Origin of the sequence: Pseudomonas sp. JAI120, assembly GCF_014207255.1 — a bacterium.
Lineage (GTDB): Bacteria > Pseudomonadota > Gammaproteobacteria > Pseudomonadales > Pseudomonadaceae > Aquipseudomonas.
On record NZ_JACHCZ010000007.1, the window covers coordinates 233,919 to 259,146 of the forward strand.

At 58.2% G+C, this 25,228-nt stretch carries 21 protein-coding genes, 1 other RNA gene and 1 pseudogene; 12 read left to right on the forward strand and 11 right to left on the reverse strand.

Annotated features, from left to right (window positions below; all coding sequences use genetic code 11):
* Window positions 1-2: 2 nt before the first annotated feature.
* The 4 genes from HDC32_RS28610 to HDC32_RS28625 form a co-directional block, all read right to left on the reverse strand.
* The gene (locus tag HDC32_RS28610) at window positions 3-1,442 is read right to left on the reverse strand and encodes a glycosyltransferase family 39 protein (protein ID WP_145336613.1); all 1,440 of its coding nucleotides are present in this window, start codon (window positions 1,440-1,442) and stop codon (window positions 3-5) included.
* 146 nt (window positions 1,443-1,588) lie between these two features.
* The gene (locus tag HDC32_RS28615; protein WP_184746345.1) at window positions 1,589-3,751 is read right to left on the reverse strand and encodes a methyl-accepting chemotaxis protein; all 2,163 of its coding nucleotides are present in this window, start codon (window positions 3,749-3,751) and stop codon (window positions 1,589-1,591) included.
* Between the two features lie 133 nt (window positions 3,752-3,884).
* The gene (locus HDC32_RS28620; RefSeq protein WP_184746347.1) at window positions 3,885-5,000 is read right to left on the reverse strand and encodes an HD-GYP domain-containing protein; all 1,116 of its coding nucleotides are present in this window, start codon (window positions 4,998-5,000) and stop codon (window positions 3,885-3,887) included.
* A 76-nt stretch (window positions 5,001-5,076) separates the two neighbouring features.
* On the reverse strand, window positions 5,077-6,009 hold the full coding sequence (locus HDC32_RS28625; RefSeq protein ID WP_131699355.1) for a chemotaxis protein CheV: 933 nt from the start codon (window positions 6,007-6,009) through the stop codon (window positions 5,077-5,079).
* A 283-nt stretch (window positions 6,010-6,292) separates the two neighbouring features.
* Between HDC32_RS28625 and HDC32_RS32610 the strand changes: the two genes are divergently transcribed.
* A complete protein-coding gene (locus HDC32_RS32610) occupies window positions 6,293-6,676 on the forward strand; it encodes a sigma factor (RefSeq protein WP_184746349.1) in 384 nt (127 codons plus the stop codon).
* Between the two features lie 149 nt (window positions 6,677-6,825).
* Window positions 6,826-6,927, forward strand: a pseudogene (locus HDC32_RS28635) (integrase); the annotation flags it as partial.
* 88 nt (window positions 6,928-7,015) lie between these two features.
* Here HDC32_RS28635 and HDC32_RS32270 read toward each other — a convergent pair.
* Genes HDC32_RS32270 through HDC32_RS28655 form a run of 5 tightly spaced genes read right to left on the reverse strand, consistent with a single transcriptional unit; the run spans window position 7,016 to window position 9,218 of the window.
* The gene (locus HDC32_RS32270; protein ID WP_311771989.1) at window positions 7,016-7,114 is read right to left on the reverse strand and encodes a hypothetical protein; all 99 of its coding nucleotides are present in this window, start codon (window positions 7,112-7,114) and stop codon (window positions 7,016-7,018) included.
* Window positions 7,075-8,076: an acyl-CoA dehydrogenase family protein gene (locus HDC32_RS28640; RefSeq protein WP_311771990.1), complete on the reverse strand. Its 1,002-nt coding sequence runs from the start codon at window positions 8,074-8,076 to the stop codon at window positions 7,075-7,077. Before HDC32_RS28640 ends, HDC32_RS32270 begins: the two co-directional genes overlap by 40 nt.
* Window positions 8,077-8,089: 13 nt before the next feature.
* The gene (locus HDC32_RS28645) at window positions 8,090-8,560 is read right to left on the reverse strand and encodes a YbaK/EbsC family protein (protein WP_057711097.1); all 471 of its coding nucleotides are present in this window, start codon (window positions 8,558-8,560) and stop codon (window positions 8,090-8,092) included.
* Entirely contained in the window at window positions 8,547-8,870 is a 324-nt protein-coding gene (locus tag HDC32_RS28650; RefSeq protein ID WP_131699365.1) for an AMP-binding enzyme, read from the reverse strand. Before HDC32_RS28650 ends, HDC32_RS28645 begins: the two co-directional genes overlap by 14 nt.
* 54 nt (window positions 8,871-8,924) lie before the next feature.
* Entirely contained in the window at window positions 8,925-9,218 is a 294-nt protein-coding gene (locus tag HDC32_RS28655; protein WP_131699366.1) for an AMP-binding protein, read from the reverse strand.
* 298 nt (window positions 9,219-9,516) lie between these two features.
* Here HDC32_RS28655 and leuA point away from each other — a divergent pair, with 298 nt between their 5' ends.
* The 10 genes from leuA (at window position 9,517) to HDC32_RS28705 (ending at window position 22,882) form a co-directional block, all read left to right on the forward strand.
* Entirely contained in the window at window positions 9,517-11,211 is a 1,695-nt protein-coding gene (gene leuA, locus HDC32_RS28660) for a 2-isopropylmalate synthase (protein ID WP_184746351.1), read from the forward strand.
* A 1-nt stretch (window position 11,212) separates the two neighbouring features.
* Window positions 11,213-11,953, forward strand: a complete 741-nt coding sequence (locus HDC32_RS28665; RefSeq protein WP_145336603.1) for a helix-turn-helix domain-containing protein — start codon at window positions 11,213-11,215, stop codon at window positions 11,951-11,953.
* 212 nt (window positions 11,954-12,165) lie between these two features.
* Window positions 12,166-13,662 carry a TolC family protein gene (locus HDC32_RS28670; RefSeq protein ID WP_184746353.1) on the forward strand — a complete coding sequence of 499 codons (1,497 nt, stop codon included), beginning with the start codon at window positions 12,166-12,168 and terminating at the stop codon, window positions 13,660-13,662.
* A complete protein-coding gene (locus HDC32_RS28675; protein WP_184746355.1) occupies window positions 13,659-14,831 on the forward strand; it encodes an HlyD family secretion protein in 1,173 nt (390 codons plus the stop codon). Before HDC32_RS28670 ends, HDC32_RS28675 begins: the two co-directional genes overlap by 4 nt.
* Window positions 14,824-16,368, forward strand: coding sequence for an MDR family MFS transporter (locus tag HDC32_RS28680; RefSeq protein ID WP_154974218.1), 1,545 nt, complete (start codon window positions 14,824-14,826; stop codon window positions 16,366-16,368). Before HDC32_RS28675 ends, HDC32_RS28680 begins: the two co-directional genes overlap by 8 nt.
* Before the next feature lie 462 nt (window positions 16,369-16,830).
* Window positions 16,831-17,607, forward strand: a complete 777-nt coding sequence (locus HDC32_RS28685; RefSeq protein WP_154974216.1) for a DUF3050 domain-containing protein — start codon at window positions 16,831-16,833, stop codon at window positions 17,605-17,607.
* Window positions 17,604-17,951 carry a DUF4437 domain-containing protein gene (locus HDC32_RS28690; protein WP_057711108.1) on the forward strand — a complete coding sequence of 116 codons (348 nt, stop codon included), beginning with the start codon at window positions 17,604-17,606 and terminating at the stop codon, window positions 17,949-17,951. The genes HDC32_RS28685 and HDC32_RS28690 overlap by 4 nt, the downstream gene beginning before the upstream one ends.
* 25 nt (window positions 17,952-17,976) lie before the next feature.
* Window positions 17,977-18,906 (forward strand): diiron oxygenase, encoded by a 930-nt coding sequence (locus HDC32_RS28695; protein ID WP_184746357.1) that lies wholly within the window; start codon window positions 17,977-17,979, stop codon window positions 18,904-18,906.
* A gap of 12 nt (window positions 18,907-18,918) precedes the next feature.
* Window positions 18,919-22,395 carry an amino acid adenylation domain-containing protein gene (locus HDC32_RS28700; protein ID WP_184746359.1) on the forward strand — a complete coding sequence of 1,159 codons (3,477 nt, stop codon included), beginning with the start codon at window positions 18,919-18,921 and terminating at the stop codon, window positions 22,393-22,395.
* A gap of 19 nt (window positions 22,396-22,414) precedes the next feature.
* Window positions 22,415-22,882 (forward strand): SRPBCC family protein, encoded by a 468-nt coding sequence (locus HDC32_RS28705; RefSeq protein WP_184746361.1) that lies wholly within the window; start codon window positions 22,415-22,417, stop codon window positions 22,880-22,882.
* A gap of 448 nt (window positions 22,883-23,330) precedes the next feature.
* Here HDC32_RS28705 and HDC32_RS28710 read toward each other — a convergent pair whose 3' ends face one another.
* Both HDC32_RS28710 and ssrA read right to left on the reverse strand, forming a co-directional pair.
* Window positions 23,331-24,587: an integrase domain-containing protein gene (locus HDC32_RS28710; RefSeq protein WP_184746363.1), complete on the reverse strand. Its 1,257-nt coding sequence runs from the start codon at window positions 24,585-24,587 to the stop codon at window positions 23,331-23,333.
* A gap of 187 nt (window positions 24,588-24,774) precedes the next feature.
* Window positions 24,775-25,171, reverse strand: a transfer-messenger RNA (tmRNA) gene (ssrA, locus tag HDC32_RS28715).
* Window positions 25,172-25,228 lie beyond the last annotated feature (57 nt).

Consider the following 25,228-nt stretch of genomic DNA (forward strand, 5'->3'; position numbering starts at 1 on the left):
CCTTACTGCTCGATGAAGTAGTAGGGCTGGCGGTTGATTGCCATCTCCTTGATCACCGTGACCTTGGCGGTCAAGTCGTTGGTATGGTCCAGCAGCGCAACGTTGCCGGGCTTGGCCGCGAGGTAGCGGTGCAGGTCGGGTTCCGTCTGCAGGATCTTCAGGTACCCCTTCATGTAGAACACGCCGGCCCCCGCGATCCGCTCGTTGGGCTGGAACAGCGCGACTTCCTTGCCTTGCGCCTGCAGCGCCTGGACCTGACTGATCACCGGTACGAATGACTGGCGCGCATCAGCTTTTGGCGCGAACCATAATGCGGTCACCAGATAGCAGGCGATCAGCAGGCTGAAGACACCGCCGATCACGTGCCGGTGGTAGCGGTACAACGCCGGCTTGTGATCCTTGAGCCATTCCAGCAACACCCGTGCATATTCTGCGGCCAGTACGGCGGCGGCCGGTGTCAGGGCCATCAGATAAACCGTGCGCTTGCTTGAGGCCAGCGTCAGCAGGGTGAATTGCGCCACCAGCCATACGCTGAAAAACAGGCGATAGCGGTTACGCACCAGGCTTCTACGGAAATGCCACAGGCCCAGGTACACCAGGATGTTCCACGGCAGGAAGGCCTCGGGCAGCTTGGCGATGTAGTAGTAGAACGGTTCGTAGTGCCCGGCCTCCACAAACGAGCCGCTGAAGCGCCCGACGCTGTTGGTCCACAGCACTTCGCCCACGGCCTGCATTCCGCCGCGTTGGAACAGGAAGCCCAGCCAGATCATCAGCGGCACCAACGCCAGCAGGGTAAACAGCGCCGGTTTGAGCCAGTCGGCGATGCGCAGGCGCTTGTCCATCAGGCTGGTGCTGGCCAGGTACACAAAGATCACGATGCCCGGCATCGCCAGGCCCAGTACGCCTTTGCTCAAGGTGGCGATCGCCATCCCGGCGGTAAACAGCGCCCAGGCCCAGGTCGTGGAGCCTTGGCGCTCGGACTCAGGCCGCATCGCCTGGTAGAACGCCAGCAGCGCGGTGGTCACGCCGAGGCTGAGCAGTGAGTCTTCCCCCACGCCGCGCACATTGCTCCAGTAGCTGGCCATGGTCGCCAGGATCAGCGCCGCGCTGAAGGCCAATGTTTTCGGGCGCCCGAACCGGCGCAGCATTCCATAGAACAGCATCACGCTGAACAGACCGGCAAATGCCGAGGCCAGGCGTACCGCGCCAGGCGTGCCACCGAACAGGCGAATCGCTCCGGCGTCAAGCCACAGGCTCAGGGGCGGTTTTTCCAGGAAGGGTTCACGAAACAGTTGCGGCACGACCCAATCATTGTCCAGGTGCATGGCCATGGCGATCCCCGCGACGCGGGCTTCGGTGGAGCCTTGCAGTTCGTGGTTTCCCAGGGCAAAGAAGAACAGCAGACCAGCAAGCAGGAGCAGCAGGGGAGCGGGGCGCGTCATGGGTTGTGGCTACCGGGGCAGGGGACCGCTCGGGGGAACGGCCCGCAATCGGCGAGTATAGGGAGGCGATTCTTAATATTTGATGAACGAAGAGTGGATTTAAGGGGCTGGGCCAGGGGTAACGTCCCCTGGCTTCGCGTGAGGCATTACGAGGCTTTGACTTTGAACCGGCTCAGGCCCTGTTGCATGGAGTTGGCCCGTTCCGACAGGTTCTTGGCCGCCTCCGCGCATTGCTGGGAGTTGACTTGATTCTGCTGGGTGACTTCGTCGATCTGCTCCAGGCCGATACTCGCCTGTTGCAGGCCGGAAGCCTGCTCACTGGAGGCTTGGTAGATCAACGACACCAGGCTGGACACCGTGCTGGTGCCGGTGACGATATTTCGCAACGAGTCGGCTGTGCGGCCGGCGATGATCATGCCGCGCTGGGTCTTGGTCGAAGAGTCGGCAATCAGCGCGGCAGTTTGCTGGGCGGCTTCGGCGCTACGGGCGGCGAGGCTCCTGACTTCATCGGCGACCACCGCAAAACCGCGACCCAGTTCGCCGGCGCGTGCCGCCTCAATGGCCGCGTTCAACGCCAGCAGGTTGGTTTGAGCGGCGATGTTGTCGATGGTGGTAATAATGGCAGTGATGTCTTTGCCCGAGTTGTCGATCTCCGCCATGGCCGCGATCAATTCGCTCATCAGCTTGTCGCTTTCTCCCGCGTCGGCGCGCGAAGCCTGGGATTGCTCGTCGGCCTTCTTCGCATTAGCGGCGTTGTCGGTGGTCTGCGCCGCCATCTGGGTCATCACCGCACTGATTTCGGTGATGGACGAAGCGGAATTGGACGCGCCGTCGGACAGCGACTGGCTTAACTCGGTGACCTGTGCGGAACTGCCGGTGATTTGCGTGGCGCTGGCCTGTACCTGGGAAATTAAGTTGTTCAGGTTGCCGACCATTTTTTCCAACGACTTGCCCAGGGTGTCATTGGGCGAGGACAGGCGTACTTCCAGATCCAAGTCCCCCTCGGAAATACGCTCGGCCACGCGCACCTGGCGTTGCAGGCTTTCCGACATATCGTTCAAGGCAAAGGACAATTGGCCCACTTCATCTTCAGATTTTTGCACCAGCCGGCGCGAGAAATCACCCAGGCTGATGTTGGCGGCCAGGGCGGCGGCTTCACGAATCGGACCGACGATTTTCGCGGTGGCGAACCACAGTACAAGCAATGCCAGCAAGGAGATGCCGACGCCAACCGAGACCTGCCAAATGCTGCTCTTGACGCCGCGTGACTGCAGTTCCTGCTCCAGGGCCATGGCCTGGCTCATGACCACCGCTTTGGGCAGATGGATCACGATCGCCCAGGGCTTGCCGGTGCGCCCCAGGTTGATCGGCATCTGCACTTCGATTTCCTGGGAGTCCGGGTTGAACCGGCTGTCTCCCTTACCCTTCTGTACATTGCTCAACACGTTCTCCCAAGAGCCGGGCAACAACGCTTTCAGTGACTGGCCAATGAGTTCCGGGCGTTTACTGTCGGCCACCACCAACCCCTGATGGCTCAGGATCGCCACGGAGCCTTTGCCGCCATACAGGTCGGCGGACATTTGCTCGCTGAGCTTCTGGATAAACGAGATGTCGAAGTCAGCACCGACCACGCCGTAGAACTTGCCATTGGCGGTGATAGGTACCGATAGCGTGGTCAGCCACACATTTTTGCCTTGCACCACATAGGGAAGCGGGTCGAGGACGCTTTCTTTCCGGGTGTCCCGAGGGCCGGAGTACCAGCCGCCCTTCAACACGCCATTGGGGTGGCGGGCATCGGAGTCGTACTCAACCAGCGGTTGCACGGCGATATTGCCATCCGAGCTGCGTGTCCAGTAGGGGGTGAAACGGCCCGTCAACGGGTTGTTACCGCCCTCATTGATACGAAAGGCTTGATCCTGGCCGTCCAGCGCATCCGGCTCCCAGCATGAATATGTGCCGTTGAAGTCGGGGTTGTCCTTGAGCACGCTGAGCAGCATCGTATTGATCTGCTCACGGCCCAGGGTCAGCGGGCTCTGGGCACTTTTACTCGCTCCCAGCGTGTTGGCCATTGTGCGTGCCGAATCCAAGGCGTTCTGAAGTTTTGCCTGGATGGCATTGGCACGCGACTCGGCCAGGTTTTGCACTTCGCGGATGGTGGCACTTTCAATCAGGGTTGAAACTTCCGTGCCGACATAGGCTTGATTGGCGGTTGAGGAATAAAGGCCATATAAGACCAGGCTCGCACACGAGATAAACAGGCAGAGCCCGGCGGTGAAGCAAATTCGAGTCTGCAATGAGTTGAATTTCATGATGTTTCCTGCCCATGCTAAATAGTCGCCAACATCATCGAATGTCGACATTTCGGTACTTTCTTTGCGCAAGGCATAGTGTTTTATCATTGGCTGCTTAGGCATAGACATGCGGTACAGCGCTGGGGATTGCTTAATGCTCTTTGGGCATCTCTTCATCGAGCCATAAACGTTCGGTGTTTTTAAAGCCGTAACGCTGGGTCGGTACTCGCGCGACAATCCGGTCGGGTTGTGCGGGATCACTCAGGTCTATTATTTTCTGTGTGACATAGAGATTTAGAACGGGCAGGAAGAACACTTTTATTTTTGGCGTCAATAAAGAGTCGGGATGTTGTTCTATCACGACGCCGATACTGCCACTTTTCAATTGAACGATAGAGCCGACCGGGTAAATACCCACGGACTTTAAAAACGCGCTGAATACCTCGTCATCAAAATGCCCGTCCCATGTGGACATTTTCTGGATGGCGACGGCGGGGTCCCAGCCCTGGTTGTAGGAGCGGTCCGAGGTGATTGCGTCGTAGACATCGCACACCGCCGCCATCCGGGCCACCAGGCTGATCTGGTCCCCCGCCAACTGATGGGGGTAGCCGGTGCCGTCGACTTTTTCGTGGTGATGCAGGCACACATCCACGACCATTTCGCACATCTGCGAGGCCGCCAGCAGGGTTTTTTCACCTTCCAATGGATGGGTGCGCACCAGCTGCAATTCGTCACTGCTCAGCCGGCCGGGCTTGTTGAGGATGGCGCCCGGTATGGCCATTTTGCCGATGTCGTGCAGCAGCCCCGCCATCCCGACGCGCCGAATCACTGCGGTGGACAGCCCCAATTGATTACCCAAGGTAATCATCAACGCACACACGGCGACCGAATGCATGTAGGTGTAGTCGTCGATGCTTTTCAGGCGTGCCAGGCTGATAAAGGCATCGGGATGGCGGGCGATCGAGCTCGAAATGTCGTCCACCAGTGCACTGATGTGTTCAAGCTCCAGGGCCCGGCCCATGCGGACATGGCCGAACATTTCGACAACGGCGGTCTTGGCGCGGCTACAGATTTCCTGTGCGGCGACCAACTCGTCTTGCATGGATGTTTGGATGACTGGGTTAGCTGGCGCAGCCGCCGTGGCAGGCGCGGCCGGCTGAGCACCGCAGCCCAAGGCGCACGGCGCCTCAGACTTTGCGCCACCCCGCCAAAATGGCTTTTCCTCGCCGTCAGGCGCCTCAAGGTTGAGCTCATTGCACTTCAACATGGTATGCCCTCTGTTGATGTTTTTGTTATGTGTTTCCCATCAGCCTCCTTGGCTTGAGTCTTGTTGTTTTGCGGCTTCAGAGAGGGCTCGCAGCCTTGATACGCGCGACTACGCGGCCTGCCAGGTCATCCGGGCGAAACTTCGCCAGGAAGTCATCGGCCCCGACTTTCTTGACCATGGCCTGGTTGAAACCGCCCGACAGGGAGGTGTGCAGCACGATATGCAACTTGGCCATGCGCGGGTCGCTGCGGATTTCGGCGGTCAGGGTATAACCGTCCATTTCCGGCATTTCGATGTCTGAAATCATCATCAGGAACTCCTCGTCCGGGTTGCGCCCCTCGTCGAGCATGGCCCGAAGGTAATCCAGCGCCTGGCGGCCATCGTTCAAGGCGACCACCTCGACGCCTACCGTCTCCAGGCAGCGGGTCACCTGTTTACGCGCCACCATCGAGTCGTCCACGGTCAGCACACGCAGGTGTCTGGCCTGCTGGGTGACCGCGTCATCCACCACGCCAATGGATATTTCTTCGGACGAGGGCGAGATTTCCGTCAGCACCTTTTCCACGTCGATGATTTCGACCAGACGATCATCGGCACGTGTAACGGCCGTCAGGTAATTGTTGTCACCGCTGCCCTTGGGGGGCGGATGAATGTCTTCCCAGTTCAAATTGACGATGTGCTCAACCGCATAGACCAAGAAACCCTGAACGCGGTTGTTGTACTCCGTAAGTATAATAAAGGCGCTTTCTTTATCCGTGATGCCGGGCAGTCCTGTTGCCATCGCGAGGTCTAGAATAGGGATGCAAGCGCCGCGGATATTGGCAACGCCACAAATGTTGTTATTAGACTTTGGTAGTAGAGATAACTTAGGGCAGCGGATAACTTCCCTGACTTTAAAGACGTTGATGCCATACAGCTGGTGGTCATTGAACCGGAATAGCAATAACTCGAGCCTGTTCTGGCCTACCAGTTGTGTACGGCTGTTAACGGATGCCATTACACCTGCCATACACACCCCTTGATTTTGGTTGGAACAGCGTTGATGTCGTAATGACATTAGCATATGTAGGGGGATGTAAAATATATGTGAAATAAAAATTATCGAGAGGTTTATCGTTAAAGCAATAGCGACGCGGATGATTAGCTATTCAGGCGGATGTTTGAAATTAGTTAGTTGGCTAACTTGCTGGTTTGAGTGTTGAGAATGATTAAGATTGAAAGCCGGAATGCAGCGAAGTTAAGTCGCCTGGCACGTTTTACATGCAGCTTCTCGACCCGCAGCGCATCATGTCGTGGGCGAGCTGTATGCCCAACACCACGGCTGGGTGGTGCAGTTGCTGCGGTGCAAGTTGGGTGGCCAGGAGCAGGCACTCGACTTGGCACAGGATACGTTCGTACGCATCTTGAGCAGCGACGCCGTGCCGAGTTTTCGTGAATCCCGCGCCTACCTCACCACCGTCGCCAGCCGCTTGTGCGGGCAGTATTTTCGCCGTCAGGCGTTGGAGCGCGCCTATGAGCAGTCGCTGACGATCCTGGAACCGGAGCACGTGCCTTCGCCGGAAACTCGTTTGCTGGTGCTCGAAGCACTCGATGCGGTCGGCCAAGTACACCGGCGATACCACCCGCGACAGCCCGGATGTGTATGCATCGGGGCCGTTCGAACTGTTCGGTCGTGAGCATGAATTGTTGATTGGCCAGTCGGTGTCGACCTCCCAATGGAAAGGCAAGGACTTTCGCCCGACTGATTGGGCTCAGTTCGCGATTGTAAGTGCGCACTGGCGGGCCCTTTTGCATGATTTCGCGGCAGTCGATCAGGAACAGAAAAATGGCTCGGGTCGGTAAGCGAGCGGGGCGCAATTTTGGCTTCGGTCGCCAGCTTGGCTATGCTGGACCGCAAGCACTGAAAGACCTGTTTGGCGACGGCCATAGGATCGTCGAAGGGCCAGGCGACAAAATTGGCAGCAGTGAGAGTCCGAGAAAATTGACAATGTCCATGGTGATTGCCTCTTTGGAAATCAACTTGCTGGCGTACTGTCGAAGATCATGTCGCGCATCAGTTCACTTGCACCGGCGGCTATAGTGCCGGCCATGGTATCTCGATACACGCGCGCCACCTCGGAGTTAAGTTGATAGCCCTGCGCACCATGCAGTTGCGCGCAAGCCTGCGCGGCGCTGAGAGGAGTTCGGTGGCGCGCAGTTTGAGGATGCAGGCGGAGCGCGTGTCGTGTTGACCTTTGCTGTGCTGCCATGCCACCTGATAGGCGAAGTGCCGTAGGACTTGTTGTTCGCCGACGAGGTCTGCCAGACGGTGCCGGACACTTTGTTTGTCGCTGAGTGGGCTACCCTGGAGCTGATGTCGACGCACGAAGCCGTCGAGTAGACGGATGCTGTGGTGGGCCCCTCCGAGGGCTAGAAGACCTGCAACCAGGCGTTCAAAATCCAAGCCCTGCATCAGGTAGAGTAGGGCCTTGCCGGATTTGCCGAGCACATTGCAGGCCGGCACCGCCAGATGGGTGAAGTCGAGATCGCAGACGTCGGCGCTGGACCAGCCGAGCATTGGGCAAGGCGTGCGCACCAGTCCCGGGTTGTCGCCATCGATCAGTAAAAGACTGCTACTGCCCAGTGCGTGCTTGCCTTCGCCGCTACGCACCAGGGTCACGATCAGGGAGGCGCGGGAACCGTTGGCGATATAGCGTTTGCTGCCCTCAACAATAAAGCCGTTAGCCGAGGGTAGCGCCTTGCATTGCATCTGGCTGAGATCGCTTCCGGCGTGTTCTTCGCTACCGAACAACTCCAGGTAGGCGCTGGCCATGTAGGCATGCACCCCAACCGACGCACGGATACCGGCGTACCCCAGCGCGCCCAGCTCTTCAAGGAACACAGCGCTTTCCAGAAAGCCTTCGCCACGCTGTGGCAAACCTAGCAGGCCGTGCTCGGCCAGGGTCTGCCAGGCGTTTTCGCACAGATGTCCACGTTCTTCGGCAGCGTCTGCTATTGGCAGAAGCTGGCTCTGCAGGATCTGGCGCACCTGTAGGGCAAATTCGCGATGGCCGCCGCTCAGGTAGGGGCTGGGCATGATCGGTTCGCTTTTATTTCACCGAGATCACTTGGTGTGCCGAGATGATGTCTGTCAGACAGCCAGGAATTCTGAATACTGCGTTAGGAGTACCGGCTGCGGCCCAAATTTCGTCGAACGTCAGCAGGTCTTCATCGACGAACAGCTTCAGCTCTTGCTTATGTCCGAGAGGCGGAACGCCACCGATGGTGAAGCCGGTCACCTCTTTGACGAAGTCAGCATCTGCCTTGAAAATCTTGTCGCCGACCAGGCGCGAAATGGTCTTTTCGTTCACTCGGTTCGGCCCGCTTGCCAGTACCAGCACCGGGATATTGTCGCGGGTGCGAAAAATCAGCGACTTGACGATTTGGGCCTTTTCGCATCCCAGCGCTTGGGCGGCATCGTCGGCAGTGCGGGTCGAGTCCGGCAACTCCTGAACGGTCAGGTCGAGGCCGCGCTCGTGAAGGGTGTCCTGGAATTGCTGAGCGCGTTTACTGATTGTCATAAGCGGGTTCTCCCAATGGATGAAGCGTAGATAGCAGTCGCCGATGATCGATCTTGCCGGTGGCGGACAGCGGTAGGATTTCGCAGAGTTGGATGTTGCGTGGAACCATGTAGGCCGGCAGCTGCGTAGCCAGGCTAAGACGCAGTTGCTCCGGGCAACATGAGGGGTCGACGGCGATCACGAAGGCGACCAGCGACTTCTCGTCCTGCGGTGATTCAGTAACGGTAATGACGCTTTGTCGCACCTGCGGATGGCGGTTGAGATGGTAGGCAATTTCCCCCAACTCGATTCGAAAGCCGTTGATCTTCACCTAGTCATCAATACGTCCTTGGAACACTATCGCACAGTCTCCGCGGAAGTAGCCTCAGTCCCCGGTGCGATAGAGCCGTTCCTGGTGTTCGCCGATCAGGCATTCAAAGAAGCGCTCGCGGTTGACGTCTGGCAGTCCGAGGTAGCCTGGCGAAAGGCCGGGTCCGGCGAGACAGACCTCGCCGCTTTGCCCCTGTTCGCAAAGGCGACCCTGGTCAATCAGGTAGACGCGGGTGTTCTGGATCGGGAAGCCGATGGGGAGGGCGGTATCCTCGTCGCGCAGTTCGCAGAGCGGATAGTACGTCGCGAACGTTGTGCTCTCTGTCGGGCCATAGCAGGTCCTTAGCACGGCGTTGGAACACCTTCGGCGCCCTGGCGAGCGCCCTTACAGAGGCTGAGAGAGGGTGTATCGGCCCTTTTTGTCGGGGCTTTATTGGTGTGCTTTGGTTGCATTAAATTTTGTCTTTATGAGGTAAATCACCAATAAAATTATAATTTCTGGTTTTTTATGCTTTGTTTTGTGGTTTTTTTGAGGGGGTTAGCAATTGGTTTTCGTCTGTTTCGTTTAGTGTTTGTTCTAGCGAGCGAGGGTGAACGGCCGCGTCGGCTGCCCACTGTCGTAACTGTCGAAAAAAGGAGAAACCGTCATGATGCTCAAGGATCCGTCCAGCAAATATCGCCATTTTAATACCGTGGACCTGCCCGACCGCCAATGGCCCGGCAACGTGCAGGCGCTAGCTCCCACTTGGTGCAGCGTTGATATGCGCGACGGTAACCAAGCCTTGATTGAACCGATGAATGCCGAGCGCAAACGCCGTTTTTTTGATTTGCTGGTCAAGGTGGGCTTTAAGGAAATTGAGGTGGGTTTTCCCGCCGCTTCCCAGACCGATTTTGACTATGTGCGTGAGCTGATCGACAGCGGCTCGATTCCTGACGATGTCACGATTCAAGTGATGACGCAGGCGCGCAGTCATCTGATCGAGCGCACCTTCGAGGCTCTGAAGGGCGCTCCACGGGCGATTGTGCATGTATACAACGCCACCGCGCCGGTGTTCCGCGATGTTGTCTTTGGTGTGGATCGTGCCGGCTGTATCGAGATTGCCACCCAAGCGACGCGCGAGATCAAGCGCCACATGGACAACAATCCCGGTACGCAATGGACATTCCAGTATTCCCCGGAAACCTTTTGCTTCACCGAGCTGGAGTTTGCGCTGGAGATTTGTGAGGCGGTGACGGACGCGTTCGGGCCGACCCCGTCCAACAAAATGATCCTGAACCTGCCGACAACGGTGGAAGTCTCCACCGCAAATGTGTTCGCCGACCAGATCGAATGGTTCTGTCGGCATTTCAGCTGCCGTGACAGCGTGGTCATCAGCGTCCATCCCCATAACGACCGTGGCACCGGCGTTGCTACGGCGGAGCAGGCATGTCTGGCAGGCGCTGAGCGTGTCGAGGGCACGTTGTTCGGTAACGGTGAGCGAACCGGCAATGTGGATATCCTGACGCTGGCGATGAACCTCTACACCAGTGGCATTGATCCTCGGCTGGATTTCTCGGACATCATTCATGTCCAGCGTGAGGTGGAGTTCTGCAATCAGTTGCCGACCCATCCTCGCCACCCATACGCCGGTGAGTTGGTGTTTACGGCCTTCTCCGGTTCGCACCAGGACGCGATCAAGAAAGGCTTTGCGGCACGCCAAGCCAACCCGAACGGAATATGGGAAGTACCGTACCTGCCAATCGATCCCGCCGATATGGGCCGCAGCTATGAAGCGGTGATCCGCGTCAACAGTCAGTCGGGCAAAGGTGGCGTGGCGTATTTGTTGGAGCAGCATGGCATCGTGATGCCGCGTCGCTTGCAGATGGAATTCAGCAGCCTGGTCCAACAGGAAGCGGATGGCTCCGGCCAAGAAATCAGTGGGGAAATGATCCTTGCCTGCTTTACCCGGCATTACCTGGAACAGGGCAAGCCTTACGCGTTGCGGATGCCAAAACTGGTCAGCGAGGGGGATGTGACCTATCTGGAAGCCGCGCTTGAACACGGTGCGCAGCACATCGACCTGAATGGCGAGGGCAACGGCCCACTGGCGGCGCTTGTCGATGCCTTTGCCCAGCGCGGCATTCACTTCGATATCGCTGATTACCACGAGCATGCCACCTGCGACGGGGCCCAGGCTGAAGCACTGGCCTATGTGGAAATTCGCGTGGGCAACCAGTTGCTGTTCGGTGCCGCCCGCGACGGTAGCAGCTTGCTGGCTTCCCTCAACGCGGTGACCAGTGCCGTCAACCGCGCATCGCGCCTGGGCCTGCTCAGCGTGGCGAGCATCGCGGTGCCTTCCTGATATGATGGCGCACACCGCATTGGCGGCGCTCGCCGGTAACTATGGCCATGGCGACATAGTGGCTTCGCATCGGCATGAAGAAGGTCAACTGGTTTATGCCATTAACGGTGTGATGCTGGTATCGGTCGTTGGGACCACTTGGGTGGTGCCTTCCGGGCATGCGCTCTGGGTCCCTTCGGGGGCGGAGCACCAAATCCGCATGACCGGCGAGGTGCGCATGCGCACCCTGTTGATCTCGCCGGGCGCACACCGGGCGTTGACGGAGGAATGCCACGTTCTCAAGGTTTCGCCGTTGCTGCGGGAGTTGATCATCGCCGCGGCCGATGAACATGACACTGAACCCGCCCTGTTGCGCCATGTGCAGATTGTCGATCTGATTTTCTCTGAACTCGACATTGCGCAGAGGGTGCCGGCGCATGTGCCGATCCCTGATGAGCCAAGGCTTAAGTCGCTGTGTGCCGACTTTATCGACAACCCGTCACAGGAGTCGAAACTGGAGAGTTGGGCGGTGCAACTCAATATGAGTTCGCGCACCCTGGCGCGGCTGTTCCAGAAAGAGTTGGGCATGAGTTACGGGGAGTGGCGCAAGCGCACTCGGCTGCTACTCAGCATGCAACGGCTGGCCTGCGGCGTATCGATCCTGGAAGTGGCATTGGAGCACGGCTACCAGAGCCCAAGTGCGTTTACTGCAATGTTCAAGCGCACAATGGGCTACACCCCGAGCAACTGCCGCCTGGTCTGATACGCCCCGGCGAGCGCGCGACCCCCAAGCGTACATGGCCCCGCCTCCAGGCAGGGCCATGTCTTTGCGCGTGCCCGGCCCGTGGACGCCTGCGATAAGGCGGTCTACAGGCACATTGTCCAAATCGAAACGATGGTTGTCTGGAACTCGGGAGATGTGCGGCCCGGTGCTCTCTTAACCTGCGCTTCTACTTGGCATTCTGGGTTTTTTCGATGGGTTCGCCTTTTTTATATGCACGGCATGGTCGTCTTTCGCTCCTGACTGTGGCGGTCGTCTTGCTGGCGGGTTGTTCCTCCTGGGTTGCCCGCACACCCGCGCAGCCACACCCGGAGCGCATTAATGCCCTAAGTCACCTGCCGCAGGGGGTTTCGGCCCAAGCGTTACCCGACCATTGGTGGCAGTTGTATAACGATCCGAAACTTGACGCGCTGGTGCAGCAGGCATTGATGCATAACCGCGACCTGGCCGCAGCCCAGTCCCATGTGCAGGCGATGTTGGCCGGGATCATGCAGGCCGATGCCGAGCGCTGGCCGTCGACCCAGGCGTCACTGGGCGCCGAGTACGGCAAGACAGCCGATGATCAGACCCTGGCCAAAGCCACCGATAGCCATGCGCCGTCCCAGTGGGCGTTCAACCCAGGCTTCGAGCTGGCTTATCAAGTGGATGTCTGGGGCCAGGTCCAGCGCAGTATCGAGCGAGCTCAGGTCCAGGCGGCCGCGGCGCAGGACGCCGAAGACTTATTGCGCATCACGGTGGTGGCGCAAACCACCCGCGCCTATGTCAATGCCTGCGCCCTGGGGGCACGCGCCAAGGTGCAGCGCCATTCGCTGGAAGTGGTCGGGCACAGCCTGGCATTGACCGATCGGCAGCGCCAGGCCGGCGTGGTGACGGATCTCGAATACACCCGTATGCAGGCGTTGCAGGGTGAAACCCTGGCACTGCTGCCGATGTTGGAAGCACGCCGGCAAGCTGCCCTGTACGAGCTGGCGATGCTGACCGGCGTGGCCGACCTGGAACAAGGCACTAGCGCGGCGACCTGTGAGGTCGTGCCGCAACTTAATGCCGAGCTGCCGGTGGGCGATGGCTGGCAATTACTGGCGCGCCGCCCCGATATCCGTCAGGCCGAGCGAGCGCTACAAGCGGCCACGCTGCAAGTGGATATCGTCCAGGCCGACCTGTATCCGAAGGTGACCTTTGGCGCTTCAGTGTCCTCATCCGCCAACAAACCCCATGAGCTGGGAGACAGTAGCGCGGTGATGTTTGGCGTCGGCCCGCTGATTACCTGGCAATTCCCCAACTGGCGTGCCAATCGCGCGCGGGTCAACCAGGCCAGGGCGTTGGAGCGGGTGGAAGTGGCGCAATTCGAGGCCAGTGTACTCAAGGCCCTCAAGGAGGTACGCCAGGCTCTCGCGCTATACGACGGCGAACGCCGGCGCCACGCCGCGTTAAGCCAGGCCCTGGACAGCAGTCGTCAAGCCTACAAGTTGGCCCAGTTCAATTACGACGCCGGGTCTATCGACTTTCTCGACGTGCTGGACAGCGAGCGTGAGCTGATCCGCCTGCAGGCCACGCTCGCCGATGCCGATGGCCAGCTATTGCAGCGCCAGATCAGCCTGTTTCGCGCGCTTGGCGGCGGTTGGCAGTCTTCTGCCCCCGCAACCGCTGCCCTCAGCCGCACTTCCGTCAATTTTTCCGGTACCCAGCCATGAATATCGCTGTCGATGAAAAAATCGCTGTCCAGGACGAGCAGGAGAAGGTGGTCGAGCAGCTCATGCATGCGCGCAAGCAACGCCGCAAACGCAACCTTATCCTGCTGGGAGGCGTTGTGCTGTCGACCGCGGCGGTGGCGTTCGGGGTGTATTGGATGACGGTTGGACGTTACCTGGAACAGACCGATGATGCCTATGTGCGTGCCGACTGGATTCCCATCAGCCCAAAAGTCTCCGGGTATGTGGCCCAGGTGCTGGTGGAGGATGACCAGCCCGTCAAGGCCGGGGATGTGCTGGTGCGCATCGAGGACCGCGATTACCAGGCGCGGCTGGCGCAGGCGCGTGCGCAATTGGCGGAAACCCAGGCCTCGGTCGCGGCCCAACAGGCCAACCTGCAAGTGACCGACAGCCTGATCGCTCAGCAAAAGGCCGGGGTAAACCAGGCTGAGGCCCACACCCGCAGCGTGGCGGCCGAGTTGCGCCGCGCGAGCCTTGACCAGCGCCGCTACCAGGGCCTGGTGCGCGAACACGCCGCCAGTGCCCAGCGTCTGGAAACGGCGGCTGCCAGCTATACCCAGGCCAACGCCGCAGTGGAAATCGCCAAGGCCATGCAGCGTCAACAGGAAACCAGGTTGACCGTCGCCATTACCCGGCGCCAGCTGGCCGAAGCCTCGCTCCAACAACAGATTGCCCGGCGCAGCCAGGCCGAGGCGCAGTTGAGCCTTGCGTCTCATGCGCTGGAAGACACCTTGATCCGCTCGCCCATCGACGGGGTCGTGGGGCAGCGCAAAGTGCGTACTCGCCAATACGTCGCGCCGGGCTTGCCGTTGCTGGCGGTGGTGCCCCTGCAGCAGGCCTATGTGGTGGCCAACTACAAGGAAACCCAGTTGCGCGACATGCGCGCCGGTCAACCGGTGGATATCAGCGTGGACAGCTATTCGGGACGCAAGCTCAAGGGTCATGTGGTGAGCTTTTCGCCAGGTTCCGGGGCCGTGTTCGCGCTGTTGCCGTCGGATAACGCCACCGGCAACTTCACCAAGATCGTGCAGCGCTTCCCAGTGAAGATCGTCATCGATGAGCATGACGAGGGCGGGCCTATTTTGCCTGGCATGTCGGTGATCACCACCGTTGACACCCGGTCCGGCACCCAGGGCATGACGCATGACTGAGACCGTTGAAAAAACCGTCTCCTTTCGCGCCTGGGTGGCGGTGATCGGCGGGCTGTTCGGTTGTTTCATGGCCGGTATGAACGTGCATGTGACCAGCGCCGCGCTGCCTGAAATCGAGGGTTCCCTGGGTGCGACCTTCGAGGAGGGCTCGTGGATTTCCACGGCTTATCTGGTTGCGGAAATCGTGATGATTCCGCTGACGGCCTGGTTGGTCCAGGTGTTCTCGCTGCGGCGAGTGATGCTGGTGGGATCGTTTGTATTCCTGGTGGCGTCCATTGCCTGCTCCTGGGCGCCCAACCTGGAAGTGATGATCATCATTCGAGTGATCCAGGGGGCCGCCGGCGCGGTGCTGATCCCCTTGTCATTCCAGTTGATCATCACCGAGCTCCCGCCCAGCAAGATCGCGATGGGCATGGCCTTGTTCGCCTTGTCCAACAGCGTTGCCCAGGCCGCCGGGCCATCCATTGGTGGCTGGTTGACCGATGCTTATTCGTGGCGCTGGATTTTTTACCTGCAACTGGCGCCGGGCATTCTCTTGTTGCTGGCGGTGGCATGGTCCATCGATGCCAAGCCCATGCAGTTGAGCCTGCTCAAACGCGGTGACTGGGGCGGCATCCTCGCCATGATCGTCGGCCTGGGAGGCTTGCAGATCGTGCTGGAGGAAGGTGGGCGCAAGGACTGGTTCGGCTCCGATTTCATTGTGTGGATGTCGCTGATCGCCGGGCTCGCTCTGGTGTACTTCGTGCTGTCGCAGTTGTACGGCAGCCGCTCCTTCATCAACCTGCGCCTGCTCAAGAGCTACAACTTCGGAGTGGCCAGTGCGGCGATGTTCATTTTCGGCGGGGCTACCTTCGGCCTGGTGTTCCTGGTGCCCAATTACCTTTCCCAACTGCAGGGGTACAACGCCCGGGAAATCGGCATCAGTCTGATTGCCTACGGTATGGTGCAACTGGTACTGGCACCGTTCATGCCGCGCCTAATGAAGTGGCTCAACCCGAAACTGATGGTCGCCAGCGGCTTTTTCATCATGGCCCTGGGTTGCTACCTCGGCGCGCACCTGGACGTCGATAGCGCCGCCAACGTAATCATTCCTTCCACCGTGGTACGGGGGATCGGACAGCCGTTGATCATGGTGGCGCTTTCTGTTCTGGCGGTTTCCGGGCTGGCCAAAGATGAAGCCGGTTCCGCATCCGCGTTGTTTTCCATGCTGCGCAACCTTGGCGGGGCCGTGGGTACCGCAGGGCTGACGCAAATCGTCGCGATGCGCGAGCGCTTTCACTCAGAGCGGGTGGGAGAGTCGATCACGCTGTTTTCCCCGTCGCTGCAGGAGCGGCTGCGCGACAGCATGGCAGACAGCGAAGATTTCATATTCAACCAATTGCTGCCTGCCCAGCAGCAGCTCATCGAGGGTCTGATCCACACCGTGCGTCGCGAGGCGTATCTGATGGCCTACAGCGATGCGTTCTATGTGTCCTGTATTGCCTTGATCTTGTGCGGTGTGGCGGCGCTCGCATTACGGCAACACGTAAAGAGTTGACCAAATTCTGTCCGCCAGCAATGAGCGGGTCTTTGTCAATGAGCAAGAGGGAACTTGAATGGTAAAAAGGCGCATGGCCTCTTCATAGATTGATTGATTGCTAACTTAGCAATGACATATAGGTGGTTTGCACTCCGGAAAAGGGGTGTCGGCCAACTATTGCCTGACGAAGTTGATGTTATTAACTTCGGTCGGGCTTCTGTTGTTTGCGTATTTATAGCTCCGAAATAAATTGTATTAATTTTCAAAAAAACACTTGCCGAGTGTCATGAACTTCCTCTAAGTTTTGTCTTGCTTTGGCGGTTTAGAGTTCGCGCTAACGAAGCATGAGACTATAACTAACTTGAATAAGACTTAAGTTCTGGCCGGCAATGGCGAGATAGGCCTGCTTATGCCTGGAAAAAGATAGCCAGGTAAGTCTCGCGTGGCCAGACCTGACTAACGCCTGATAAGGAGCGCAACATGGAAGATAAAAAGTCGCTATTGAGCGCAAAGAAATTAGAACTGGGCAACCATCAGATCTTTGCTGAAATCAATTCCTTGCCGGTGCTGCGTGCCTTTATGGAAACCCATGTATTCGCGGTGTGGGATTTCATGTCTCTGGCCAAGCGCCTGCAACAGGACCTGACCTGTACTCGCCTGCCTTGGCTGCCGCCGTTGGACCCGGCGGCAGCGCACCTTATCAATGAGATCATCCTAGGCGAGGAGTCTGACCAGAATCTGCAAGGCGGGCATTACAGCCACTTCGAACTTTACCTGCACGCTATGCGGGAAGTGGGCGCCAGCACTGACAAGATCGAACATTTTGTCAAACTGATGCGCGACGGCGTCGACCTGCAAACGGCTCTCACGCGTTGCGGCGCTGGCCTGGCAGCCTCTGCCTTCGTCACCGACACCATCGAAACCGCTATCAACGCCTCCACCCACAGTGTTGCCGCCGCCTTCCTGCATGGCCGTGAAAGCGTCATCCCCGAGATGTTCCAGCGAATCCTTGATGATTGGGACATCACCGCCGACGACGCCCCCACCTTTCGCTACTACCTGCAACGTCACATCGAAGTCGACTCGGAAGACCACGGCCCAGCGGCGGAAAGCCTGTTGGCGCGACTGGTCAATGGCGATGCCCAGCGTCAGGACGAAGTCTACGTGTCCGCGATTGCTGCAGTGCGAAGCCGTTTGGCCTTGTGGGACAACTTGCGTTTGTCCATGCGCGAAACTGTCAGTGAGTGCGTAGCATGAACTTCGAAGTCATCGAGGCTGAACAGGCCCAGTGGTTTGAGGTGACGTCGGAGCGCGACATTACCCTGACGGTATTCAAGGACACACTGGACCCTGTGACGAAAACCGGTGTTCGTACGCGGTTGGTACGTTTCCATCCTGGGGGCGGCACGCGTGAAATCTACACCCATGATTATCACGAAGAAGTGTATTTGATTGAGGGCGACCAGACCGAGTTGGCAAGTAAGGATCGTCCCGAGAAGACCTATCGCGACGGTAGTTACTTCTTCAGGGCGGCGCACACCGAGCACGGACCGTTTAATTCAAAGGACGGATGCCTGTTGTTTGAAGTGCATTACTACTGATCGTCATGAACAAAGGGAACGATTCATGAGAGCTGAAGAATACCAGTCATTTTCCGAGTCGTGGGAGGAGCGGGCGACCATTCGTACGCGGCCGAGACGACGCCTGGAAGATGATGGAAAGTTGATATTTCCGATCAGCCGCCAACCCTTGGTCATGGGCGCGACATTTATACGGGAATGCGCTCACTTGCAGCACTTTGTGCTTGTTCAAAGTTTGTACAAATTTATTAATGATGTAGTGATTTTTGAAACCGAAATTGTCGACAAGACCGCCAGGAGCATTGCGAAAGATAACTTCGCTATACGCTTCCCGTTTGCCTGTCGATATGACGCCATGACCGTGGTGGTCGATGAGGACTATCACGCCCTTGTGGCGATGGACTACATGCAACAGACCATCGAGCTGACCGGTATCGAACCCATTGCCTTGCCAGCGGAAATCGAACTCAGCCGTTCGATTCCCAAGGCACTGGCCATGGCGCCCGAGCACCTCAAGGCAGCCGTCGAGTTGATCTGTGTCGCCATTGCGGAAAACACCCTGACCAACGATGTCGCGGCCTTTGCCCGCGACGACTCGGTTAAGGCGTCGGTGAAGGGGCTGATGGCAGACCACTTGGCTGACGAGGGGCGACATTCGGGCTTCTGGGCCAAGTTGACACGTATCTACTGGAGCACTGCGAGCGAGGAGGACAAGCGTGCGCTGGCCTCGATCATGCCGGTGTTCTTGAGTGAGTACCTGACCAATGAGATCCAGCAGGGCTTTGATTTCGCGCTGATTGAGCAGCTCCCGGTAAGCCCCGGGGTCAAGGCGGCCTTGCGTCAGGAGGTCGAAGGCATGAGTTTTCCGATCACGCCGTCTCACCCGCTGGTAGGCAACATCGTCCGATTCTTCAAACACAGCGCCCTGCTCGACGCTCCCTGCATGCAGGAAGCGCTCGCCGATTATCTGCGCTAGAGGACAACTTCAATGAGACATCTTGATATCGTTCTGTGCGGGCGCAGCCATGCGCTCGCCTGCCTTACGCAAGAGCTGGAGCAGATGGGCCACACGGCCCACTTGTTGACCAGTGATAACGCCATTGATCTTTGCCGGTTACCGGCGCCGGACTTGCTGATAGATGACGCCAGCACGGCGCAACTGCCCCATTATCCGTCGTGTCAGCGCCTGTCTTTGCGGGCGCACTCCGATAATGCCAGCGATGTCTTTGCGCCAGTGCGGGTGGACTGCCTATGGCGTCCTGGTGACGGCGACTGGATGTTGCTGGGGCGCCGCGAGGTGTGCGCCGATGCCGCTGGCAACGGCGCCGACCTGGCGCACGAAGCGGTTGCGCAGGTGGTGGAGATGGCCAGTATGCACATTGGGCGTTTCTCACGTAGCGCCGACTATCTTGAGGTGCCCCGTGAGCCGGTACGGGCGCTCGACCGGTTGTCGAGCCTGACGCTGATCGACAGCCTGGTGTGGTGCCATCACCACAATGCAACTGTCAACACCGGGATCCTGGAGGACGCCAAGCGCCCCTTTATACAACGCCTGGCCGATAGCCTGCTGATCAATGCCGAGCGCAACGCCCTGAAAGTGCAGGGGCGTGGCATGTCCTACGCGCAATTGCATGCCTATAGCGTGGCGATTCAAGAGCGCTTGCAGCCTTTGCTTGAAATCTCCACCGGCGGGGTGACGGTGGTCGCTATCTCGTTGCCTAAAGGCACGGCGCTCTACGCGGCGATCCTGGCGGTGCTCGGGTGTGGCGCGGTGTACTTGCCCCTGGACCCGAACCATCCTGTTGAGCGCCGCACGGCGATCCTCAAGCATTCCGGCGCCTGCTTGCTGATTCAGGACATCCAGGCAGACGACCCACTGCCGGGCCTGGCCACCCTGGACATCAGCCACCTGGATTTCTTCCACCACGGCGCCCAGGGTTACAGCCGGGTCGCCCTGGCCCCGGATCAGCGCCTGCTGCGAGTAGCGCTTAGCGGCTCGGCGCCTTGCGTGGCGATTTATACCTCGGGTACCACCGGGCAACCCAAGGGCGTGTTGCTGACGGTCGATAACCTGAGCCACTTCTGTGCGTGGTATGCCCTCTATGTGGAACTGAGCCATCACAGTCGAGCCTTACAGTTTTCCACCATCAACTTCGATGCGTCGTTGCTGGATATCTTCCCCACGCTTATCCAGGGCGGCGAGTTGATCGTGCCCACCGAAGACCAGCGCCGCGACCCGGTGGCGCTTGCCGAGTTGATCCAGCAAGAACAGGTTACCCATGCGTTCTTGCCGCCGGCCTTGCTCAGCATTATTCAGCTCAAATCGCTGTACGGCATCCAGCACCTGGTGACGGGCGGTGATGTGTGCGAGCCCCAGGTGATCGAGCAACTGGTGGGCCATTGTGCGCTGCACAATATTTACGGTCCCACCGAGACCACGGTGCTCGCCACCTGCCGCACCTTCCAGCCCGCAGACAACAATCGCAACCTGGGCGTGCCGATTGCCAATACCTCGGTTTACCTGCTGGATGAACACGGTCAACCGGTAGGCGAAGCGGACAGCGGTGAGATTCACATCGCCGGGCCCGGCGTAGGTGCTGGCTACCTCGGTGCGTTGGAAATGACTGCCGAACGTTACCGCCTGCATGAGTTGCCCGACGGTCAACGGGTGCGCCTGTACCGTACCGGCGATCTGGCGCGTTGGACCCGCGAAGGCATCCAGATCATCGGGCGCCTGGATAACCAGGTGAAGATTCGCGGGTTCCGGGTCGAGCCGGAAGAAATCGAGCACCTGCTGCAATCGAGCCAACTGTTCCGTCAACTGGCGGTGGTCATCGATAACCAGCGGCGCATCCTGGCCTTTTTCTCTCAGCCCCAAAATGCCGAAGGCCAAGTGGCCAGCGAAAAGTTGCAGGCTTATGCGCTCAAGCATTTACCCGACTACATGCGCCCCAGCGCCTACTGCCTGCTGGAGCGTTTGCCGGCCACGGCCAATGGCAAGATCGACCGCAAAGCCTTGAGAGACTTACCAGTCAACTACAAGACCCAAGGGCCGCACCTGGCACCCCAGAACATCACCCAGCAGCAGTTGCTGGAGCTGTGGTCCAGGCTGTTGGACCTACCCGCGGAGGACATCTCCGTGGATGACAGTTTCTTTAATCTGGGGGGGCATTCGATCCTTTTGTCGCAGATGCTCATGGGCATTCGCGAAACGTTTAGCAAGGGGGTCTCGATCAACCGTTTTATCGAACAGCCCACCCTGATCAACCTTGCCAACCTGATCGACCAGCACGTCGATGCCACCGCTACGGTCAGCCCTCAAGCGCTGCAGGACGCGATGATTCGGCCTGAACTGGACGTGTTGCCGATCAGTCGGCTGGGCAACATACACAAGGTCATCGTGACCGGCTCCAATGGTTTTCTCGGCGTGCATATTGTCGAGGCACTGCTGGAACTGGGCAGTACCGAAGTGGCTTGCCTGGTTCGCGAGTCGGCGGGGATGAGCGCCCAGCAGCGCTTCGAGCAGGCGCTGATCCAGAACCGTCTCGAGCATCTGGACCTGAGCCGCGTAAAGGTATTGGCGGCGGATATCAGCAAGCCACGCCTGGGGTTATCCGAGCAGGACTATGAATGGCTGGACCGTGAATATGGCGTGTTGATCTATAACGCGGCCAACGTCAACCACGTGCTCGACTACGAGTCGCTGGTCAAGGACAACGTCACGCCTGTGCTCGAATGCCTGCAACTGTGTGAAGGGCGCAGCAAGAAGATTTTCAACTTCATCTCCACCCTGTCAGCTTCAAGCGCAGTGGATGAACAGGGGCGGGTGTTGGAAGAGCCACCGGCGTTCACGCCGCCGATCTACATTCGCAATGGTTACAACCTTTCCAAGTGGGTGGCTGAGCGCATTTTGTGGAATGCCAGCGAGTCGGGCGTCTGGGTCAACCTCTACCGGCCGGGAAACATTGCATTCAATACGCGAACCGGGGTGTGTCAGCCGCACCAGAACCGCTTGATGTTGATGCTCAAAGGCTCACTGCAGCTTAAGGAAGTGCCCGAACTGGCGCTTAATTTCGACCTGATGCCGGTGGATTTCCTCGCCCGGTTCATTGCCTTTCATGCCAGCCGCCATAACCGTTCCAAAGCGGTGTTCAACCTGCACAACCCGCAGCCCCTATCATGGACTCACTATGTGGAGGCGTTTCGCGCTGCCGGTCACGACTTCCAGATGGTCCCGGTGACGCAATGGCAACAGCGCCTGTCGGCCATCGACAGTAATAACGCACTGTTCGGGGTGGTCGGTTTTTACCTTAATGGTTTTGAAGAAGACATTGGTGATATCTCAATGATCGAGTACCGCAATGCGCTCTCAGGCATCCAGAGCATGGGGGAAGACTACCCGGCCAAGAGCAGTGCGCTGCTGCAAAAAGGCTGTGACTACCTCAAGCAAATCGATTTCATCTAAACAAAAAAGGAGCTTTCTCATGCAACATTTTGAACCCGATACCCTGGTCCGCAACCCAGTGGGCCACCCCGTCGTCGCCAGCGTGATCGTGAACGGCGATGCTCGCAGCGTGTGGAAAGTCGTCGGAGATTTCTCCGGTTTCGCCAAGTTTATCCCTGCGCTTTCCCATATTGAAATGACCGGCGAGGGCGTGCGTTCGGTACGCAAGAAGCTGTTCAAGGACGGTAATGTGGTGATTGAGCAACTCAATACGCATGACGACCAAGCGATGGCCATGACCTGGTCACTGATCTACACGTCGTTGAATATCGGCAACCTATGGGCAGTAATGCAGGTTGCTCCTCAAGGCGAGCGCCAGAGCCTGGCGACCTGGACTATCATTGGCCAGCCCTACACCGGCGGCAAGGAAGACGTGCCAGCGTTCGAGGCTTTCCTGCAAAGCTTTGCCGATAGTGCGATGAAAAATGTACAGGAACTATTTATCTGACTCTAGAAGGCCAGGGCTGAAGTAACCCAAAGTCCATGTACGAGTCGGACTACTGCACTGTGGGTAAGTGGGCTTCGCTACGTTGAGCGTGCCTGTGCTTTATCGGAAGCGAGCGCTGGGCTTAAAGACCCCTTGCTACTTTGGCAATGCTGTCGATGACAGCGCTTTTCGGCTCAGGTGTAGCGCGTGCTCGGCGGGTGGGATGGCGTTTTTAGGCAGTGGACATGTATGGAAGAAGGTGGCCTTCAGATGGATGATAGGTCGTTCGTCGGTTTTTAAAGTGAGCCCCTGAGGGCAGGAAGGCAAGCCTTCCCGCCCTCAGGGGCTGGGCCTGAAAAGGTTATGGGCGATGCGGCTGGTGGCGACTGTCGCCACGTTGTCGCCATACGCCGGACCGCTAAATACATAGGTTGTCGCCGCTGTCGCCATTGTCGCCAGCAGGAGGTGATTAACGAAACGGAATGATTTTGCCGTTTTTGTTTTCATGAATCGCCGTCACCGACAAATTACCGGTAGCGGCCTTTTGAATGTACTCGCTCCACCAAACCATCATCGGACGCCTACGCTCGATGTAGTCCGCTCTGTTGTACGCACTTCGGACTTCGTCTTTGTCGACGTGGGCGAGGGCGACCTCGATCAACTCAGGGTCCCATCCATGTTCGTTGAGGATGGTGCTGGCCATCGATCGCATACCGTGGCTGACCAACCGGTCTTGGAAACCCATACGCTTTAACGCCATGTTCGCGGTTTGGCTGTTGGCGTGGGTACGAGGATTTCTATCTGCCGGAAACACATGTTCTCGGTGGCCGCTGTAGGGCTGGAGTGTCTCTAGTAGCGCGAGCGCCGGATCGCTCAGGGGGATGGGGTGCGCACGGCGTTTTTTCATGCGCTCCTTTGGGATAGTCCAGACACGCTTCTCGAAATCTATTTCTGCCCAGGTCGTTCCGGCAGCCTCTGCAGGACGGGTCATGGTGTGCAGTTGCCATTCGATCAGGCAGCGGGTGATGCGTTTGATGCTGGCGTTGGCAATCGCCACCATGAGATCGGGTAGTTCTTCGGGGGGAAGTGCTGGCATGTTTTCTTTTTGCGGTTTCTTGAACACCGCTCGAATGCCGCTGAGAGGGTTGGCAAAGATCATTCCGGAGTTGACCCCGTAGGTCATGATCTCGTTAAGGCGCTGGCTCAATCGCTTAACTGTCTCGAGGCTGCCTTTAGCTTCAATCGGACGAAGCAGCTTGATTACCATCGGCGCGTTCACTTCCGATAACGGCGTTGATTTCATGCTTGGAAAAACGTGCAGTGTAAGCGAGCGCCAGATGTCTTCAGCATACGCCGGGGTGACGGAGTCCTTCTTCAATTCGAACCATGCGGTGGCTACGTTCTCGAACGTATGTTCCGTTTCCGCTCGTTTGGCTTCCTGCAGCTCATTGCGCTGAGCTTTTGGGTCGATGCCCTGTGCAAGCAGCTCTCTGGCCTCGACGGTTTTCTTCCTTGCTTGCGCAAGAGAAACCTCGGGATAAGAGCCGAGTGCCATGTTGATTCGATTCTTGGTGACAGGATGCCGGTAGTTGAAATTCCACTGCATCGAGCGATTGACTCTGACTCGCAGCTGGAGCCCGTCGCCATCGGTGAGGACGTAATCTTTGTCTTTCGGTTTGACCGCCTTGAGCTGGCGGTCGGAGAGGCGGGTGGTTTGAGCGCACATGAGAAGTACTCCATGACACCTTTTGGTATTCCCAAGATTAGCGCCAGGTAGCCGGGAATACCATTGGGAATACCAAATCGCCTGGAACTCTAAAAGCCTCGAAAGCACCCAATAGCCCTGAAGCCCCCGTATTTACCGGATTCCAGGCACAAAAAAAGACGTCCGTGGACGTCTTTAGATGATGAAGTGGTGGAGCCGGGGGGATTTGAACCCCCGTCCGCCAGTACTCCGCTGTCGGTACTACATGCGTAGCCGTTTCTATTAAGTTAACCCTCAGCGACCCGAAGGGCAGGGTGCTTTGGGCGAGTTGTGTAAGTTTTAGCCGCTTCGTCCACAACGTACTGCACGGCGATTCTGTTCTATATGACAATCACTTTGGGTTTACAGACATCCCCTGGTGATTGCTGGACCCGAAGGTACCAGAAGCTCAGGTCTAAGGCTGCTTACGCAGCGATAGCGAATTCCTGGCCGTAGTTTTCGTCATTGGCAACTATAAGTAGTTGCAACAGTGGATTTACGAGTTCTGTTACCAACTCGGCATGCACCTAAAGTTTCGCGACCGGCGTCGAATCCTAAACGGCCCCGTGCTTGTAACTCGTTGTTTCATAGTGAGTGACAAGCCTGTGCAGTGTACGCCAAAC

Bases quoted from the DNA above. Each gene is read 5' to 3' on its own strand.
- HDC32_RS28610 (WP_145336613.1), bottom strand. From the start codon at position 1,442: ATGACGCGCCCCGCTCCCCTGCTGCTCCTGCTTGCTGGTCTGCTGTTC.
- HDC32_RS28615 (WP_184746345.1), bottom strand. From the start codon at position 3,751: ATGAAATTCAACTCATTGCAGACTCGAATTTGCTTCACCGCCGGGCTC.
- HDC32_RS28620 (WP_184746347.1), bottom strand. From the start codon at position 5,000: ATGTTGAAGTGCAATGAGCTCAACCTTGAGGCGCCTGACGGCGAGGAA.
- HDC32_RS28625 (WP_131699355.1), bottom strand. From the start codon at position 6,009: ATGGCAGGTGTAATGGCATCCGTTAACAGCCGTACACAACTGGTAGGC.
- HDC32_RS28640 (WP_311771990.1), bottom strand. From the start codon at position 8,076: ATGCCCAGCCCCTACCTGAGCGGCGGCCATCGCGAATTTGCCCTACAG.
- HDC32_RS28645 (WP_057711097.1), bottom strand. From the start codon at position 8,560: ATGACAATCAGTAAACGCGCTCAGCAATTCCAGGACACCCTTCACGAG.
- leuA (WP_184746351.1), top strand. From the start codon at position 9,517: ATGATGCTCAAGGATCCGTCCAGCAAATATCGCCATTTTAATACCGTG.
- HDC32_RS28665 (WP_145336603.1), top strand. From the start codon at position 11,213: ATGATGGCGCACACCGCATTGGCGGCGCTCGCCGGTAACTATGGCCAT.
- HDC32_RS28670 (WP_184746353.1), top strand. From the start codon at position 12,166: ATGGGTTCGCCTTTTTTATATGCACGGCATGGTCGTCTTTCGCTCCTG.
- HDC32_RS28675 (WP_184746355.1), top strand. From the start codon at position 13,659: ATGAATATCGCTGTCGATGAAAAAATCGCTGTCCAGGACGAGCAGGAG.
- HDC32_RS28680 (WP_154974218.1), top strand. From the start codon at position 14,824: ATGACTGAGACCGTTGAAAAAACCGTCTCCTTTCGCGCCTGGGTGGCG.
- HDC32_RS28685 (WP_154974216.1), top strand. From the start codon at position 16,831: ATGGAAGATAAAAAGTCGCTATTGAGCGCAAAGAAATTAGAACTGGGC.
- HDC32_RS28690 (WP_057711108.1), top strand. From the start codon at position 17,604: ATGAACTTCGAAGTCATCGAGGCTGAACAGGCCCAGTGGTTTGAGGTG.
- HDC32_RS28695 (WP_184746357.1), top strand. From the start codon at position 17,977: ATGAGAGCTGAAGAATACCAGTCATTTTCCGAGTCGTGGGAGGAGCGG.
- HDC32_RS28700 (WP_184746359.1), top strand. From the start codon at position 18,919: ATGAGACATCTTGATATCGTTCTGTGCGGGCGCAGCCATGCGCTCGCC.
- HDC32_RS28705 (WP_184746361.1), top strand. From the start codon at position 22,415: ATGCAACATTTTGAACCCGATACCCTGGTCCGCAACCCAGTGGGCCAC.
- HDC32_RS28710 (WP_184746363.1), bottom strand. From the start codon at position 24,587: ATGTGCGCTCAAACCACCCGCCTCTCCGACCGCCAGCTCAAGGCGGTC.